This window comes from Paenarthrobacter aurescens, assembly GCF_041549525.1.
Classification (GTDB): Bacteria; Actinomycetota; Actinomycetes; order Actinomycetales; family Micrococcaceae; genus Arthrobacter; species Arthrobacter aurescens.
Genome location: NZ_CP157456.1, coordinates 3,362,146 through 3,378,635, shown reverse-complemented (window position 1 = coordinate 3,378,635; position 16,490 = coordinate 3,362,146). Strand labels below are relative to the sequence as shown.

The window sequence follows — 16,490 nt, the reverse complement described above, 5'->3', positions numbered from 1 at the left end:
GAGCAAGGAAGAGACCATGAGCAGGATTTTTGTCACCGGCGGTTCCGGCCGGCTCGGCCGCAGCGTAGTGGCGGGCCTCGCCGGGGCGGGGCACAAGGTGATCTCGGTTGACCGTGATGCCATCCCGGCCGGGCAGTTGCCGGCTGGAGCGGAACAGCACACGGCTGACCTTTTGGCTCCGGGCGAAGCTGAGCGGCTCATCCGTGAAACAGCGCCCGACGCCGTCATCCACCTCGCTGCTATTGCGGTACCTTTCAGCGCACCTGAGGACGTCATTTTCAGCACGAACACCCGGCTCGCCTTTGCGGTGGTCAGTGCGGCCACCGAGGCCGGTGTACCGAAGATTGTGACGGCGTCCAGCCCCACCGCCCTGGGCTATGGTTCACCGGCCGGGTGGCTGCCGCCGTCGTTCCCTCTGGACGAGCAGACGCCGCCCAAGCCGTGGAACGCGTATGCGTTGTCCAAGTTGATCGCCGAGCAGACCGTGCAGATGTTCGCTTCGGCGCAGGGCAACAAGATCAGGTACGCGGCGTTCCGTCCCTGCTATGTGATTTCCCCGGAGGAGTGGGAAGGGGCGCTGACGCAGCAAGGGCACACGGTCCGTGAGCGGTTGCAGGATCCGGCACTTTCCGCGCCGGCTCTGTTCAATTACGTGGACGCCCGGGATGTAGCTGAGTTCCTGGACGTGCTGCTGGAGAAGATGGATGCCATCCCCAACGGCGAGGTGTTCTTTGTAGGTGCGAAGGATGCCCTGGCTACGGCGCCCCTGGCTGAACTATTCCCGCGGTTCCTGCCCGGCAGCGCGCCCCTCACCGAACACCTCACGGGCACCGGCCCGGCGTTCTCCATCGACAAAGCCCGTGAGCTCCTCGGCTGGGAGCCGAAGCGCACGTGGCGCACTGAGCTTACGCCGCCATTCGAGGGCGAAGACACAGCAGCAGCAGCAGAAGACACAGCAGCAAGCGAAAAAGCAGCACTCAATGACGAGATCCACGCCGGCCTGGTCCCGGCGGGAGCACACAAGGAGACACCATGAACTTTGACGGCGTACTGTTCTTCCCCGTCACTCCCTTCGCTGAAGACGGCACCGTTGATGTGGCGTTGCTGAAGGAGCACATCACTTCCCGGCTTCCCTTCGGCCCGGGCGGGGTGTTTCCCGCGTGCGGTACCGGGGAATTCCATGCACTTTCGCTGGAGGAGATCCGCACCGTGGTGACTGCCGCCGTCGAGGCTGTTGCAGGAGCCGTGCCGGTTGTTTCCGGCGCCGGTGGGCCTTTGGGTCACGCTATTGCCGCCGCGAAGGCGGCTGAAGAGGCCGGTGCGGATGCCCTCCTGGTGCTCCCGCCGTACTTGGTGACCGGTCCCACCGATGGCGTGGTGGCCTACGTTGAGGCCATCGCCGCTGCGAGCAGCCTGCCGGTGATCGTGTACCACCGCGGCACCGCAAAGTTCACTGCGGAGGCCATCACCCGCCTCACCGCCAACCCGAAGGTTGTGGGCTTCAAGGACGGAATCGGAGATGTTGGCCTGGCCCAGGAGATCGTCTCCGCGATCAACGCCAGCGGCCGCACGGACTTCGCGCTCTTCAACGGCCTGCTTACGGCCGAACTGACCCAGGGCGCGTACCGCGGACTCGGAATTCCCCTGTATTCCTCTGCTGCGTTCGCCATGGCGCCGGAAATCGCCAAGGCGTACTACGACGCTTACGTCTCAGGTGACGAGGAGCGCCGCCATGCCCTGCTGGAAGGGTTCTACGCTCCGCTGGTACGGCTCCGCGACCAGACCCCGGGCTTCGGCGTCTCCCTCATCAAGGCCGGGCTGCGTCTCGCCGGCCTGCCGGTGGGCCCGGTTCGTCCGCCCCTGGTGGACCCCTCCGAGGAACAACTGTTGGAGCTCAAGTCCATCCTGGCCAAGGGCCACGAGCTGGCCGGCAGCTGATGCCGGCCCGCATCACGGGCCTCACCACCCGGCTGATCACGGTCCCGCTGCTGCGCAGCTGGGGTGTTGAGGCGCCAGAGAACCACGTGATTGTCACCGAACTGACCAACGACGACGGCGGCACTGGCCACGGTTTCTCGTGGACACCCACCATTGGTCCCCAGGCAGTGAAGGCCCTGCTGGATTACGATATTGCGCCTTTTGTGGCCGGGCTGGAAGCCAACCCGGAAATGGTGTGGGACCAGCTCTGGAAGAGGCTGCACGAAGCGGGCGGGGGAGGCCTCACCACCATAGCCATGGCTGGTGTGGACCTGGCCCTGTGGGACCTGAAAGCACGGCAAGCAGGCACATCCGTCACGGGCCTTCTTGGCCAGCGCCACGAGTCCGTGGAAGTGTATGGCTCCGGCGTGAACCTGCATTACAGCCTGGATCAGTTGGTGGAACAGGCCCAGCGTTGGGTTGCAGCCGGGCATAACGCAGTGAAGATCAAGGTGGGTAAACCGGAGCTCCGGGAAGATGCCGAACGCGTGGCCGCTGTGCGGCAGGTGATCGGGCCGGACCGCTTGCTCATGATCGACGCCAACCAGCGCTGGGACCTGGCCCACACGTTCCGTGCCTTAGAGGTTCTGGGGGAGTACGGACTGGAATGGTTGGAAGAACCCCTCCGCGCCGATGACCTCTGGGCTTACCGGCGTTTGCGCAAACATTCGCCCGTGCCAATCGCCCTTGGGGAGAACGTCCACACCATTTACCGGTTCCGCGACTTCATCGAGGCCGAAGCCGTGGACATCATCCAGCCCAACATCGTCCGTGTGGGCGGCATTACCCCGTTCCGCAGGATCGTGGAATTGGCACGTGCCAACAGCATCAGGCTGGCACCGCACCTGCTCCCGGAGCTCTCCGGGCAGTTGGCTCTGACCCTGGCCGAGGCAGTAAGCGTGGAGGACGTGGAAGATGCATCCTTCGAACAACTCGGACTCCTTGCCGCAGCCTCCCCGGTAAAGATCAGTGCCGGTTCCGGCAGAAGCCGGCTCAGCAGCACGGGCCGGCTTGGGCTTGGCTTCGACTTCACTGACAAGCAGCCCGCCCCTGCGGGCGCAGCCTACGAAAGTGCCATCGCCGAGGGCGCCGTCCCTGACAGTAAAGGAAACCGCATTGAGTACAGCAACTCTTGACCTGACCGCCATCACGGCAGCCGCCACGGAAGCTGCGAAGGTGACCGCAGCAGCTTCCGACGCTGAGCGCGCATCCTGGCTTACCGCCGTCGCCGACGCCTTGGACGCAAACGTCACTGAACTGGTGGCCATTGCCGATTCCGAGACGAGCCTTGGCACCGTCCGGCTTACCGGTGAGGTAGCCCGGACCAGCGGACAGCTGCGGTTGTTCGCCAAGGTGATCACCGAGGGCTCCTACCTTGAGGCCGTCATTGATCACGCTGATCCCACGTCTGCTCCGCCAAAGCCTGATTTGCGCCGCATCCTGCGTCCCATTGGGCCGGTAGCGGTGTTCTCGGCATCAAACTTCCCGTTCGCTTTCTCCGTGGCCGGGGGCGACACCGCCTCGGCGCTGGCTGTGGGTTGCCCGGTTGTTGTCAAAGCCCACTCCGGACATATCCGGCTCTCTGAGCGGACGGCGGAGATTGTCAGCGAAGCTTTGGCCAAGGCCGGAGCTCCGGACGGCATTTTTGCGCTGGTCAGTGGACGCGAGGCCGGCACTGCACTGGTTCAGGACCCGGCCATCAAGGCTGTGGGCTTCACCGGTTCCATCCCTGGCGGGCGGGCGCTGTTCGATCTCGCAAACTCCCGCCCTGAGCCCATTCCCTTTTACGGGGAGCTGGGGAGCCTGAACCCGGTGGTGATCACTGCGGATGCACTCGCCGAGCGTGGGCAGCAGCTCGCCGCCGGTTTGGCGGGCTCCTTCACCATGGGCGCCGGACAGTTCTGCACCAAGCCGGGGCTCGTGTTCATCCCCGCAGGCACGGACTTCGCAGCTCATTTGGCTGAAGCCAGCAAGGACAAGCCCACGGCAGCCATGCTCACTGAGAGGATCGCAGAGGCTTATCCGGATGGGCTGCGGAACGTCGCAGACCAGCCGGGAGTCGCCGTCGTCAGCGGAACCGTGCAGCAGGACAGCCTGGCTGACGGCGCCGCACCCGTGGTGTTCTCCACCAGTGCCGCGAACGTTCTGGAACGTCCCGAGGAATTGCTGGAGGAGTGCTTTGGCCCCACCACGTTGCTCATTGAATATGCCAACCAGGACGAGCTCGCCGCGGCCCTGGCCAAGGTTCCCGGCAGCCTGACCGGCACGGTCCACGCCCAGCCGGGTGAGGACGTTTCCGCGCTCGTGGAGCAGCTCAGCGGCCTCGCCGGGCGGGTCCTCTTTGACGGGTGGCCCACAGGGGTGGCCGTGAATTGGGCGCAGCAGCACGGTGGCCCGTACCCGGCCACGACGTCGCTGTTCACCTCCGTAGGTGCCACTGCGGTCCGTCGCTTCCAGCGCCCGGTGGCCTACCAGGATGCACCGGAGACTGTGCTGCACCCGGCGCTGCACGACTCCAATCCGCTGGGCATTCCGCGTCGCGTGGATGGCGTGCTGACGCTCGGCTAATCCACCCCTTATCTCCTGGGTAAGCGCACACTAAAAGGGGCGGGGTCACCATTACGGTGACCCCGCCCCTTTGCGTTTGCTTACGGGCGCAGGGTCAGCGGACGACGACGGCCATCCACCTGGGTGCCCGGCCAGCGGTGGTCGGTGGTCAGGACGCGCAGACCGGAATCCGTGAGCAGCACAGTGTCCTCGATCTTCACGCCGGGGCCGGACGGGTTCCATGTAAAGGGTTGGTTGAGGACGATGGTGTCCGTTACCTCTGCTGTGACGCGGGGATCGCGGCCTGCATAGCCGGCGGGTCCGCCCTGGTGGTGAAGTGTCCACTGGTCCTCGCCGAAGCCGTGCCGGGCGTAGGCCTGCTTGATCCCGGTGAAGACTTCGTTGAGCCTGGCTCCGGGGACGGTGGCCCGGAAGATGTCGGCCTCAACGGCGGCGATGCGGGCCTCGGCGTCGAGCTCCTGGGGAGTACCGGCGTCGAACGCCACCCAACGGGTGAGGTTGGCTACCAGGCCGTTCCGGCGGGCGCACACTACGGCCATGGCCCGGCGGCCGATGGGGGAGTGCGTGGCCAGGGGGTGACGGAATTCGCTGCGGGAAGCCCCATTGCACAGGAGCACCAGAGGTTCGGCGCCAACTGCCACAATCTTCGCGGCCAGTTGGGAAACGAGCTCGAATTCCGTGGTTTCCGGGGTAGCAGCAGTGAGGACGTCGGTCATGGCTGCCGCGGCGTCAGCGGAAAGTTCAGCATAACGGGCGGCTTCGGCTGGGAGGAGCTGCTGCCGGGCCGCGCGAAGCTCGGTGGTCACTGCTGCCTCCACCAAAGGGTGCCCATCAACGGCCAGATCCGCAGCGGCCGCATGCAATTGGCCATGCCACGGGACGGTGTGCAGGTTCACGCCGTCCGGCAGTTCCTCGGCCGCCATCCGGCCAGCCTCGTTGTTGAACGTCACCAGATGATCGCCTGAGCGGTCCACCAGGAGAGCCGCTATGGGGTCACCGGCCAGGCTGATGTGCACCCGACTGCCGTCCAAGTACCAGGTAAGGGCCGTGTTGGACGTGAGTAACAAAGAATCCCGGCCGGAGGCGTCCAGGATGTCCAGTGCCCGCTGGCGCTTCACTGCGCGGTCGGCTACGTTCCCTGGCGCGGTCCGGGTTGTTGCGGATGCCTTGTATGCAGTCACATCGGCCGTGAATTGAGTGGTCATGCCGGTTCCCCCAAAGTTGAGATGAGTTGTTCAATGTCTTGTGTTGCCAGGAAGCCGTCCGCGACGATCACCGTGACGGTCCTGTGGACAGGGCGGCCCGGCCCGGTGGTCACGGGGGTGTCCCAAGCCAGGGACAGCCCGACGCCGGGATACCCCGAGTGCCGCACGAACCACGGGTCCGGTGCCTGGGGTGAAGCGAGGAAAACGAGGGTAGCGGGGTGCCCCAGCCCGGGATCGCCGGTCACGTGCCCCGGCGCGGAGGTTCCGGCGTCGAACGTTCCGGACCAGGCCAGCCACGGCGCCACGCTTCCGTGCACAGCGTCCTCACCCCGGGCGTCCGGGGTCCAGATAGTGGCATCGCCAACCTTGGGGAGCCGCCAGAAGAAGCCGCCGTAACCGCCCTGCGGCCGCCCATTGGAGCCCGGGCTGCCCAGCAGCACCGGACGTCCCGTGGCTGACTCCAGCCTGAAGTCCAGCGTCAGTTTCCACGCTGAATTCCCGACGCCGGCCCAGCGCCACTCGCGCTGTTCGCCGAGCAGGGGCGTGCCGTCGGGGCCGAGCCAGCTGAGCTGTTCGCGCCTGTGACCATCACCGTACTCTGCGGACTCGGTGATGATCCGGCCGTGATCTTCGCGCCAGAGGTACGCTCCGGCGTCGCGCGTGTAGGTTCGCCCGCCCCAGAAGTTGATGCCGTCCACGTCCTGGAGGGCCACGCCCGCTCCAAGATGCCACACGTGGTCTTCCGGGACGTGATCGGTGACCACCGTTCCGGCGAGGGTGCGCACTGGGTGCAGATAAGGCCGTGGGGATGATGTTGGCCGGACCTGCGAACCATCCTGCAAAGCAGCCACAGGGACGCCGTCAACGCTGAAGGCCGGTCCGTTCAGGGCTGGTCCGTTGGAGCCTGTCCAGGGCGCTCCAAGCTCAGCAAATGTGGCCTGCCCAAGGGCCGCCCTGCGGATCAGTGCTTCGATGCCATGAACCACGGGGTGGGCGGCGTCGCCTTCGCCTTCCCAGGTGATGAATTCAGGGAGGATCTGCTGGGGCGCCTTGGCTGTGCGGATCGCCTCCAGGACCGAGACGTAGGCGCCGGATCCGGACAGTGGGCTGAGGAGATCCTCTTCCGTGCGGGCTGCCAGCAGGTTTTCCAGAAGGTCGGTTCGTCCAAAGGTCTCCGTTCGCGTGCCCTCAGCAGAGCTGATCTCCAATCGATCCTCCGTGTAGAAGAACGTGAGCTGCCCGAGCGTCCCGTACACCGTGACCGACGGTGCGGACTGGACGGGCGCGCACAGCGTGAGGGCACACGTCAGTACTGTCCCTCCGGTACTTCCGGCTGTGGTCTTGACCCGCACCACAGAGGTGTCGTCGCTTTCGGTGTCGTTGGCCCGGTAGAGGTCCGTATCCACGGATTCAACATCCGCCACAGTCCGGGCGCCAGCTAACCGCAGCCCGGTAGCCACCGCGTGGGCCAAGGCGTTGGTGGCCACACCATCCACCACGTCCGTTCCGTTCAGGCTGCGCTTACCGGCCCAACGGGATCGCGTGAAGTACGCCTTGCTCCGCAGCCACAGGCCCGTGGCACTGATGCCCCGGACGTCGCCGATTTCGCCCGATGCCACCAGGGCTTCAATCGCCGGAAGGGCCTCTGAACCCAGGCTCTGGAAACCTACCTGCACCAAGCGGCCGGCGCGCGCGGCCGCCGCCATGACTTCCTCGTACTGCGCCATGGACGCCACAGGCGGTTTTTCCAAGTACACATTGGCCCCTGCAGTGAGCGCAGCCAGGGCCAGGGGGGCGTGGGTCTGGATGGGGGTGGAGACGATCACCACGTCCGGTGCGATTCCTGATGCCAGGAGCTCATCGAGGGAAGCGAACACTTTCACCTCCGGCCCGAGTGTTCCTTCTGCCCCGAGTGTTCCTTCTGCAGGGGGCAGCGGATCTGCCACGGCCACCAGTTCCAGCGAGCCCTTGGCACCGAGCCGGGCCAGGTTTTCCAAGTGCCGTTCACCAAAACCGTGCACACCCACCAGTGCGATGCGCGGGGTCCGGGCGAGGGCCTCCGTGGTGCCGGCGGTCAAAGGCTGTGTCATGAGGCTGTCCTAGCGGGATCAAGTGCGGGAGTTTTGCTGGGGTTGCGTGGCTGCAGGGCGGAGGTGAGGAACGCGGCGGCCTCGTCCCGCATGGCCCGGGTGAAGACGTGGGGTTCCTGCCAGAAACTGCCTGTATAGCGGGCTGGCATGGTCTCCAGGAGATGCTGGTGGGCCGCGCGCATTCCCTGCTTCGGGAAGAGCGGGTCCTCCAGGGCGTACTGAACCAGCACCTTTTCGGCGGTGGAACGCACGGCCACATCCGGCCAATCGCCCAAAGTGGCCAAGCCGGGGGAGTGAAGCAACCAGGAGTGGGCGTCCACATGTGCGGGCAGGAGCGAGCCGAAGGTGGTCATCATGCACGTGACCACGTAGCTGCGAATCAGCGGACTCAGGGCACCGAGCACCATGGCCCGACCACCACCGCCCGAAAAGCCCAGGCAACCGAGCCGATCCGCATCCACGCCCGGTAACGAGGCGAGCACCTGCAGCGCCGCGAGATCGTCATGCGCAACGGTCCCGGCCACGGTGGTGCCCATGAGAGTGGCCGCTTTCGCCACGGTTTCCTCGTGGGCGGCCGCAGCTGCGTCGTAACGTTCCGCCGCAGAAAGTTCGACGCCGGCCTCCCGCTTCAGTGCCTGCTGGCCGTTTACAGCGTTGGCAGCGCGCCACGGAAGGGGATTGAGGCCGAAACGGCGGCTTCCCCACATGAACGTGTCGTGGGCAAGGACGGCAAAGCCTTGTTGAGCCAGCCAGGTGGCCAGTGCCCGGCCGCCGTAGAGTTTGGCCCTGATGCCGAGGGGCGGCAACTCAGTTGGTGCACCCATGGTGCCCGAGGCGAAATCATCCGGCCGGACGCCCAGGCGCGCGCCGTCGTCGGGATCATCCACACCGTGCGGAAACTGCACAAGCCGCTCAGCACCGTAAGCCTTGATCCCTCCGTGGCAATGCAGTGCGAGCAACCCGGGAAGCGGGCGGGTGGCACCGGCGGGCCGCACGAACCACGCGGACGTGGCCGGGCCGAAGCCCAACTGCCACTGCAGACGCGAGGTGATGACGCCGTCGTGCTCTCTATCGGAGAGCACCGAGTACTGAAGCTCCGGTGTCACGGCCGGCACGCCAAGCGTGCAAGCCAGCTGGCGGGCTTCGGTGTTTTCAGCAAGGAACCGGTGCCCGGCAGCGTAGGCCGGCCAGTCCTCGTATCCAGCCAGGGCGCTGGGGCGGATGGGGGCTGCTGCCATGTCAGCGCTGGTCATGGCAGGCGGAGTCGGTGGGAAACAATGGTGTCCTGCCTTATCGAATGCGGAGGGTGTGCTGCAGTGCACGCCGGGCTTCGTCAGCGTGGAAAACGAGTTCGGGCGGCTTCGCAAGAAAACGCTTTCTCAAAAATTAGCAAAAGGCTGTACAAGGGTCAAGAAAACGTTTACTTTGATACGGAGCCGCTGAACGTCCGGACCCCATCCTGGCAATTCAAGCCGGTAACGCCACTGGATGGACGGCGTCCCGGACGGCAAGCACCAACCAGATTCTTTACTTCCGTGGATGGCCACGATGACCAAAGGAGACCACATGGCCGCTGTACTACGCACGGGGGCGCCGCAAGGCGTTCGAGCTCCCGCAAGGGGGACACAATGAGCGCTATAGGCGAACTCTCCTCAATGACCCGGCGCAAGGGTCCCATGACCAAAGAAGAGAAGAAGGCGAACGGCCGCGACAACAAGGCCGCCTATGTCTTCCTTCTGCCATGGCTGATCGGTCTTGTGGCCATCACCGTGGGGCCCATGCTGATGTCCTTGTACCTGTCCTTCACGGACTACAACCTCCTGCAGCCGCCGGAATGGGTGGGGCTGGATAACTTCATCCGCATGTTCGGCGATGCCCGCCTCCACAACTCCCTGCGCGTGACGTTCACGTACGTTCTGGTGGGTGTGCCGCTTCAGCTGGGAGTGGCCCTGCTGATCGCACTGGTTCTGGACAAGGGCCTGCGTGGCCTTCCGTTCTACCGCTCCATCTTCTACTTGCCGTCCCTGCTGGGCGGGTCCGTAGCTGTTGCCATCCTGTGGAAGCAGATTTTCGGCACCACGGGCCTGGTCAACCAGATCCTGGCAATGGTTGGCATTGAGGGACCGGGCTGGATCTCGGACCCCAACACAGCTCTTGGCTCCATCATCCTGCTGCACGTGTGGACCTTCGGCAGCCCCATGATCATCTTCCTGGCCGGCCTCCGCCAGATTCCCGTGATGTACTACGAGGCGGCCAAAGTTGACGGGGCCACCACTTTGCAGCAGTTCTGGCGGATCACCTTGCCCATGCTGAGCCCCATCATCTTCTTCAACCTGGTGCTTCAGATCATCGGCTCCTTCCAGTCGTTCACCCAGGCGTTCATCGTCTCCGGTGGCAACGGCGGACCGTCCGACTCCACCATGTTCTTCACCCTGTATCTCTACCAAAAGGGCTTCGGCCAGTTTGATATGGGCTACGCCTCAGCGATGGCCTGGTTCCTGCTGGTCATCATCGGTGTCTTCACCGCCATCAACTTCATCGCTTCAAAGTATTGGGTGTTCTACGATGACTAAACTCCAGACCCTCCCCGCCGCATCCGGTAGCTCCGCAGGGAAGAACGGCAAGGAGGGCAAAAGCCCCCGACGCCGCGAATCACGAGGCAGCCTCGCCTACAGCCGCAGCGCCCGCATCAAAGGCCTGGTCAAGCACGCCATCCTGATCATCGTTGGCGCGGTGATGATCTACCCGCTCCTGTGGATGGTGGTTTCCTCGCTGCGGCCCAATGACCTCATCTTCCGCGAACCAGGCCTCTGGCTGGAGAGCCTGGAAATGAGCAACTACACCGATGGCTGGTCGGCCCTGACCCACCCGTTCGGGCACTACATGGTCAACTCCGCGATCGTGGTCCTCGGCTCGATCCTTGGCAACCTGATCTCCTGCTCCATGGCCGCCTACGCCTTCGCCCGACTGCAGTTCACCGGCAAGAAGATCTTCTTCGGCATCATGCTCCTTACCATCATGTTGCCGTTCCACGTGGTGATCGTGCCGCAGTACATCCTGTTCTCGCAGATCGGCTGGGTGAACACCTTCTGGCCACTGATTGTGCCCAAGCTCCTGGCCACGGATGCGTTTTTCGTCTTCCTCATGGTTCAGTTCATCCGCGGTATTCCCAAGGACCTGGATGAGGCAGCACGCATCGACGGCGCCGGCCACCCCAGGATCTTCCTGCGCGTGATCCTGCCGCTGATGGTTCCGGCCCTTGCCACCACCACCATCTTCACGTTCATCTGGACCTGGAACGACTTCTTCGGCGCACTGATCTACCTCACGGACCCGGACATGTTCACTGTTCCGGTAGCCCTGCGCGCCTTCGTTGACTCGCAGTCGGCCACCAGCTGGGGATCACTCTTTGCTATGTCCATCGTGTCCCTGCTCCCGGTGTTCCTGGTGTTCCTCTTCGGCCAGCGGTTCCTCATCAAGGGCATCGCCACCACGGGCATCAAGTAAACAACTAGAACAAGTTAGTGTCTTGTAATACAAGAATGTGACTTGTATCATAATTCCCAACGGGAAAACGCTTTCTCAATTCGCATCAGGATCAAAGAAGATCGGAGACCATAGTGCCGGTAAACCCAAAGGGTGAAGCAGTCGCCCCCGCACACGCCGCAGCAAACCGCCCCTCAGCGCCCAAGGCCAAGCGCAGGCTTCGTGCCTCCGCACTTGTAGCAGCAACGGCAGCTGCAGTCCTCGCCCTCACCGCCTGCGGCAGCGGCGGAGGGTCGGAAGCAAAAAGTGCCGACGGCAAAGTTGAACTCCGCTTCTCGTGGTGGGGTGGAGACAAGCGTGCACAACTGACGCAGGAAGCAATTGCCGCTTTCGAAGCCGAAAACCCCAACATCAAAATCAAGCCGGAGTACGGCGACTGGAGCGGTTACTGGGACAAGCTGGCCACCCAGGTTGCTGCCAACGATGCTCCGGACATCATCCAGATGGACGAAAAGTACATCACCGAATACTCCACCCGCGGTGCCCTGCTGGATCTGTCAAAGTACAAGATCGATACGTCCAAGTTGGATGAAGCGGCATTGAATGCCGGCAAGGGTGAGGACGGCCTGACCGGCATTGCAGCGGGCATCAACGCTGCCACCATCCTGGCCAACCCGGCGGTCTTCCAGGCTGCAGGCGTCCCTCTTCCTGACGATAAGACGTGGACGTGGGAAGACTTTGAGCGTATTGCCGCAGAAGTAACCGCCAAGTCCCCCAAGGGAACCTACGGTGCGGCCGCCTACGGCACGGATGAAGCCTCCCTCGGTGTGTGGCTGCGACAGAATGGCAAGTCGCTCTACACCCAGGACGGCAAGCTTGGCTTTGAGCCCTCTGACATCAAGGGCTACTGGGAAAAACTGAAGCAGATGAGCGAAAACAAGGCCGTACCCACGGCCTCGGAAATCGTTGAGGCAGAGGCCGCCCCGCTGGATCAGAGCGGACTGGCCACGGGTAAGAACGGCATGGCGTTCTGGTGGTCCAACCAGCTTCCCGCCCTCGAGAAGGCGGCCGGTGGCGAGTTGCAGATTCTCCGCTTCCCGTCCAAGACCGGTAAAGCTGAAGATGCCGGCCTCTGGTACAAGGCTTCACAGTTCTGGTCCGCTTCTTCGCGCACCAAGCACCCTGAAGAGACAGCCAAGTTCATCGACTTCCTCGCCAACAACGTCAAGGCCGGCGAGATCCTCCTTGCAGACCGCGGCGTCTACCCCAACTCGGAAGTCCGTGAGGCCATTGCTCCCAAGCTCGCCAAGGCAGACGTCAAGGTAGTGGACTTCATCGGTGCCATCAAGGAAGAGCTCGGCGAGGCTCCGGCAGCCCCGCCGAAGGGCGCCGGCGCCATCCAGGAAATCATCAAGCGCTACACCTCCGAGGTCATGTTCAACAGGCTTTCAGCGGAGGAAGCAGGAAAGAAAGCAGTGGATGAAATGAAGTCCGCCATCAGCTAGCTTCTCCAGCAACCAACCGCGCCCCGGACGGATCATTCGTGATCCGCCCGGGGCGCGGTTTTGCGTGAGCCCACCCAACTGACTGCCAGTCAGATCGTCAGTCTTCCGCAATCACGGCCACGGCTCCGGCGGGAACAACACCGGTGAAGCGTTCGCCGCTGAGCAGCTCGCCGCCGTCGGCCTTCACCGTGACCTCTTCCCGGCTGTGGTTGATGGCGAACAGGAAGCTGCTGCCGTCAGCACCGCGACGCCGGAGAAGCTCGACGCCGGCAGTCGCCTCGGTCACGGCGGTCACCCCGGCCTCGGCCACGAGCCGCGCGGTCAGTGCATCAATGCCATCGGAGTCCGGAAGGGTTGCCAGGTACCAGGCCGAGCCGGCGCCTACGCTGCGCCGGGTCAGGGCAGGGACATCGGCCAGCGGGTAGTCGGTGAAGCTTGCCAGAACTTGGGTATCCCCGCCGGCGTGCACGTGCTCGCTCCATACGGTGCCGGTTGTTCCTGCGTTGAACACCTCCCCGTTTCCCAGGGTGAGCGAGGTGCCCGGGAAGAGCGGGTGGAATTCCTCGCTCCGGATCCCCAGCAATTCCCGGAATGCGCCCGGGTAGCCGCCCAGCCGGACATGGTCCCGTTCGTCAACAATCCCGCTGAAGTAGCTGATGAGTACCGTAGCGCCTGCCTCCGCTGCGGCAGCAATGGAGGCGGCCGCCGCATCCGTGACGGCGTACAAAGTGCACACCAGGATGAGGTCATATCCGGAAAGCTCCGCCGAGGGATGGACGAAGTCCGCGGTGATGCCGCGCAGGTACAGCGAGCGGTGGAATGCGCGCATGGTGTCCAGGTATTTCAGTGAATTATTCGGGTGCGAGTCCAGCTCCGAGGCCCACCAGGCTTCGTAATCGAAAACGATCGCAACGCGCGATTCCACGCGCGAGCCCTTGACGGGTTCCAGTTTGGACAAGGCGTCACCGAGCTCCACAACATTCCGCCATACCTGGGTATCGCGGCCGCCGTGGGGGACCATGGCGGAGTGGAACTTCTCCGAGCCGGCTTTGCTTTGCCGCCACTGGAAGAACATCACGGCGTCCGCGCCACGGGCAACATGAGCCAGCGAGTTCCTGAGCATTTCGCCGGGCATCTTGGGCTGGTTGTGCGGCTGCCAGTTGACCGCCGACGTCGAGTGTTCCATGAGGACCCACGGCTCCCCGCCGGCAACGCCGCGGGTCAGGTCCGCGCTGAACGCCAGTTCGATTTCCCGCTCCGGATCAGCGGCAACAAGGTAGTGATCGTTGGCGATCACGTCCATGTCCTTGGACCAATCGAAGTAGTCCAAGGCTTTGGTTGCGCTTGAGACCATGAAGTTGGTGGTTGCCGGGACGTCCGGGGTGACCTCGCGGATCACTGCCAGCAGTTCACGGTAGAAGTCAATGAACACCCATGAATTGAAGCGGGCGAAGTCCAGCTGCTGGCCGGGGTTCAGCGTGGTGGGCGCTGCGCCCGGTGGAATGATTTCCTCGAAAGAGGCGTAGTGCTGGGACCAGAAGGCCGTTCCCCAGACGTCGTTGAGTTCTTCGATGGTGCCGTACCGGCGCTGCAGCCATGCTCGGAACGCGGTGACGTCCTCTTCTCCGTGGAACTCACCAACGTGGCAGCCAAGTTCGTTGTCCACATGCCAGAGCGCCAAAGCCGGGTGGTTTTTATAACGTTCGGCGATCACGCGCGTCATGGCGGTGGCGTACTTGCGGTACACGGACGACGACGGCGTGTAGTGGCGTCGCGAGCCCCGTTCCAGCCGGACTCCTTCGGCGGTGACGGGCAGGATTTCGGGATATTTGCGGGCCAGCCAGGCAGGTGGAGAGGCGGTGGCGGTTGCCAGGGCTACCTTGATCCCGGCTTCGTGGAGGTTGTCCATGACGGTGTCCAGCCAGCCGAAATCGTAGTTTCCTTCGGTGGGTTCCAGGAGCCCCCAAGAGAAGATGCCAACGCTCAGAAAGTTCACCCCTGCTTCCTTCATGAGCTCGATGTCTTCACGCCGAATCTCTTCCGGCCACTGTTCGGGGTTGTAGTCGCCGCCGTAGGCGAGGCCGTGGAGTTTGTTCCAGAGGGGTGGGCGGTGGGGGCTTTGCGGGGAGGTCAAGTGGACTCCTTCGTCAGGTTGGCCGTGCTGGTTCTGAGGCTATAGGTGCAGCGTATCGGTGAAAACACCTTCTTTGGAAAACGCTTGCCCAGATCTCGGATTAGGGATATTGTATCGATTCAGAACGAGTGTAAGCGAGATCACTGCCACGTTGTAGAGAACTCGGAAGCTTGCACCAACTGAGCAAGGAGGCTCTCATGATCGATAGAAGGAAATTCCTCACCACGGTGGCTCTCGGCACTGCATCTGCCGCGTTCCTCTCCGCGTGTGGCCAGTCCTCATCCGCTGGACAGACCGGTTCCGCGGAGAACCCCGTCACCATCAACTACACCTGGTGGGGCAACGACGACAGGGCAGAACGTACCCGCAAGGCCATTGCACTGTTCGAGTCCAAGAACCCGGACATCAAGGTCAACGGCAACTTCACCGACTTCGCCGGATACTGGCAGAAGCGTGCCACTGAAGCAGCCGGCGGCGGCCTGCCGGACGTCATGCAGTGGGACCTTTCCTACCTGCGTGATTACGGTCAGCGGAACCAGCTCCTTGACCTCAGCACCGTGAAAATCAACACCGACGCCTTCGACAAGTCCCTGCTTCCCTCCGGACAGATCCGCGGCAAGACCTACGGCATCCCCACCAGCACCAACGCCTTCGCCGTGTACTACGATCCCGCCAAGCTCCAGAGCCTTGGCGTTGCCGAGCCTGATGGCCAGTGGACCTACAAGGAGTTCAACGCCTTCATGCTGGAGGTAGGACAAAAGGCCAACGGGACGTTCTTCGGCGGTACCGATTACACCGGTGTGTGGTGGATGTTCAACATCTGGCTGCGTCAGAACAACATTCAGGCCTTCACCGAGGACGGCAAGCTTGGCTTCACCAAGGATGACCTCAAGAAGTGGTGGAACACCACAGCCGAGCTTCGCGGCACCCCCGCACTGGTTCCTGAAGAGCGTGTTACCCAGCTCGCCCCCAAGTCCGCCATGGGGTCAAACGTCACCGCAAGCGAAGTCACCTGGGATAACTTCATGGCTGGCTACCTTGGCGACAGTGGAGCCAAGGAACTGAAGCTGGTGCCGGTTCCCTCCGATGATCCGGACAACCTGGGCCTCTTCCTCAAGCCCTCCATGCTCATGGTGGCCAGCGCCAAGACCAAGTACAAGGATGCCGCTGCCCGCTTCATCGATTTCATGGTCAACGATCCCGAGGTTGGCCAGATCTTCAAGACCTCCCGCGGCGTCCCGGCGTCGAAGACCCAGCGCGACGGCACCACCTTCGAAGGAACTGACAAGCTCGTGGTGGATTACGAGAAGTCCATCGAGAAGTACCTTAAGGACGCCCCTGAGCCTCCCATCGTCGGTTTCGGCACGCTTGAAGCCTCGTTCAAGCGGGTCAGTTCCGATCTGAACTACGGCAAGTTGACCCTGGACGGCGCAGCAGATGCATGGTTCAAGGAAGCCGAAGACCTCATCAAGCAGAACGCCTGATCAGGATGCCCCTGATACCGGCTTCCCCTACTGACGGACTG

12 protein-coding genes are annotated in these 16,490 nt (G+C 63.4%); 8 read left to right on the top strand and 4 right to left on the bottom strand.

What is annotated here, in order from left to right; genetic code table 11:
• Window positions 1-16 precede the first annotated feature (16 nt).
• Genes ABI796_RS15640 through ABI796_RS15625 form a run of 4 tightly spaced genes read left to right on the top strand, consistent with a single transcriptional unit; the run spans window position 17 to window position 4,545 of the window.
• On the top strand, window positions 17-1,036 hold the full coding sequence (locus ABI796_RS15640) for an NAD-dependent epimerase/dehydratase family protein (RefSeq protein WP_141281175.1): 1,020 nt from the start codon (window positions 17-19) through the stop codon (window positions 1,034-1,036).
• On the top strand, window positions 1,033-1,938 hold the full coding sequence (locus tag ABI796_RS15635) for a 5-dehydro-4-deoxyglucarate dehydratase (RefSeq protein WP_141281177.1): 906 nt from the start codon (window positions 1,033-1,035) through the stop codon (window positions 1,936-1,938). The genes ABI796_RS15640 and ABI796_RS15635 overlap by 4 nt, the downstream gene beginning before the upstream one ends.
• Entirely contained in the window at window positions 1,938-3,113 is a 1,176-nt protein-coding gene (locus tag ABI796_RS15630; RefSeq protein ID WP_141281179.1) for a mandelate racemase/muconate lactonizing enzyme family protein, read from the top strand. Before ABI796_RS15635 ends, ABI796_RS15630 begins: the two co-directional genes overlap by 1 nt.
• On the top strand, window positions 3,094-4,545 hold the full coding sequence (locus ABI796_RS15625) for an aldehyde dehydrogenase (NADP(+)) (RefSeq protein ID WP_141281181.1): 1,452 nt from the start codon (window positions 3,094-3,096) through the stop codon (window positions 4,543-4,545). Before ABI796_RS15630 ends, ABI796_RS15625 begins: the two co-directional genes overlap by 20 nt.
• Before the next feature lie 80 nt (window positions 4,546-4,625).
• On the opposite strand, the gene ABI796_RS15620 is transcribed toward ABI796_RS15625, so the two are convergent.
• Genes ABI796_RS15620 through ABI796_RS15610 form a run of 3 tightly spaced genes read right to left on the bottom strand, consistent with a single transcriptional unit; the run spans window position 4,626 to window position 9,093 of the window.
• Window positions 4,626-5,750, bottom strand: coding sequence for a Xaa-Pro peptidase family protein (locus ABI796_RS15620; RefSeq protein WP_141281183.1), 1,125 nt, complete (start codon window positions 5,748-5,750; stop codon window positions 4,626-4,628).
• Window positions 5,747-7,840 carry a DUF6807 family protein gene (locus ABI796_RS15615; protein WP_141281185.1) on the bottom strand — a complete coding sequence of 698 codons (2,094 nt, stop codon included), beginning with the start codon at window positions 7,838-7,840 and terminating at the stop codon, window positions 5,747-5,749. Before ABI796_RS15615 ends, ABI796_RS15620 begins: the two co-directional genes overlap by 4 nt.
• Window positions 7,837-9,093 (bottom strand): acetylxylan esterase, encoded by a 1,257-nt coding sequence (locus ABI796_RS15610; protein ID WP_170224852.1) that lies wholly within the window; start codon window positions 9,091-9,093, stop codon window positions 7,837-7,839. The genes ABI796_RS15615 and ABI796_RS15610 overlap by 4 nt, the downstream gene beginning before the upstream one ends.
• 375 nt (window positions 9,094-9,468) lie before the next feature.
• Between ABI796_RS15610 and ABI796_RS15605 the strand changes: the two genes are divergently transcribed.
• The 3 genes from ABI796_RS15605 (at window position 9,469) to ABI796_RS15595 (ending at window position 12,831) form a co-directional block, all read left to right on the top strand.
• Window positions 9,469-10,413, top strand: coding sequence for a carbohydrate ABC transporter permease (locus tag ABI796_RS15605; RefSeq protein ID WP_141281187.1), 945 nt, complete (start codon window positions 9,469-9,471; stop codon window positions 10,411-10,413).
• Window positions 10,406-11,347, top strand: a complete 942-nt coding sequence (locus tag ABI796_RS15600) for a carbohydrate ABC transporter permease (protein ID WP_141281189.1) — start codon at window positions 10,406-10,408, stop codon at window positions 11,345-11,347. Before ABI796_RS15605 ends, ABI796_RS15600 begins: the two co-directional genes overlap by 8 nt.
• A 113-nt stretch (window positions 11,348-11,460) precedes the next feature.
• Window positions 11,461-12,831, top strand: a complete 1,371-nt coding sequence (locus tag ABI796_RS15595) for an ABC transporter substrate-binding protein (protein WP_141281191.1) — start codon at window positions 11,461-11,463, stop codon at window positions 12,829-12,831.
• A gap of 97 nt (window positions 12,832-12,928) precedes the next feature.
• On the opposite strand, the gene ABI796_RS15590 is transcribed toward ABI796_RS15595, so the two are convergent.
• Window positions 12,929-14,965, bottom strand: a complete 2,037-nt coding sequence (locus ABI796_RS15590) for a beta-galactosidase (RefSeq protein WP_141281193.1) — start codon at window positions 14,963-14,965, stop codon at window positions 12,929-12,931.
• A gap of 197 nt (window positions 14,966-15,162) precedes the next feature.
• On the opposite strand from ABI796_RS15590, the gene ABI796_RS15585 reads away from it, so the two are divergent.
• Complete coding sequence (locus ABI796_RS15585) at window positions 15,163-16,449, top strand: ABC transporter substrate-binding protein (protein WP_141281195.1); 1,287 nt, start codon at window positions 15,163-15,165, stop codon at window positions 16,447-16,449.
• The last annotated feature ends 41 nt before the right edge of the window (window positions 16,450-16,490 follow it).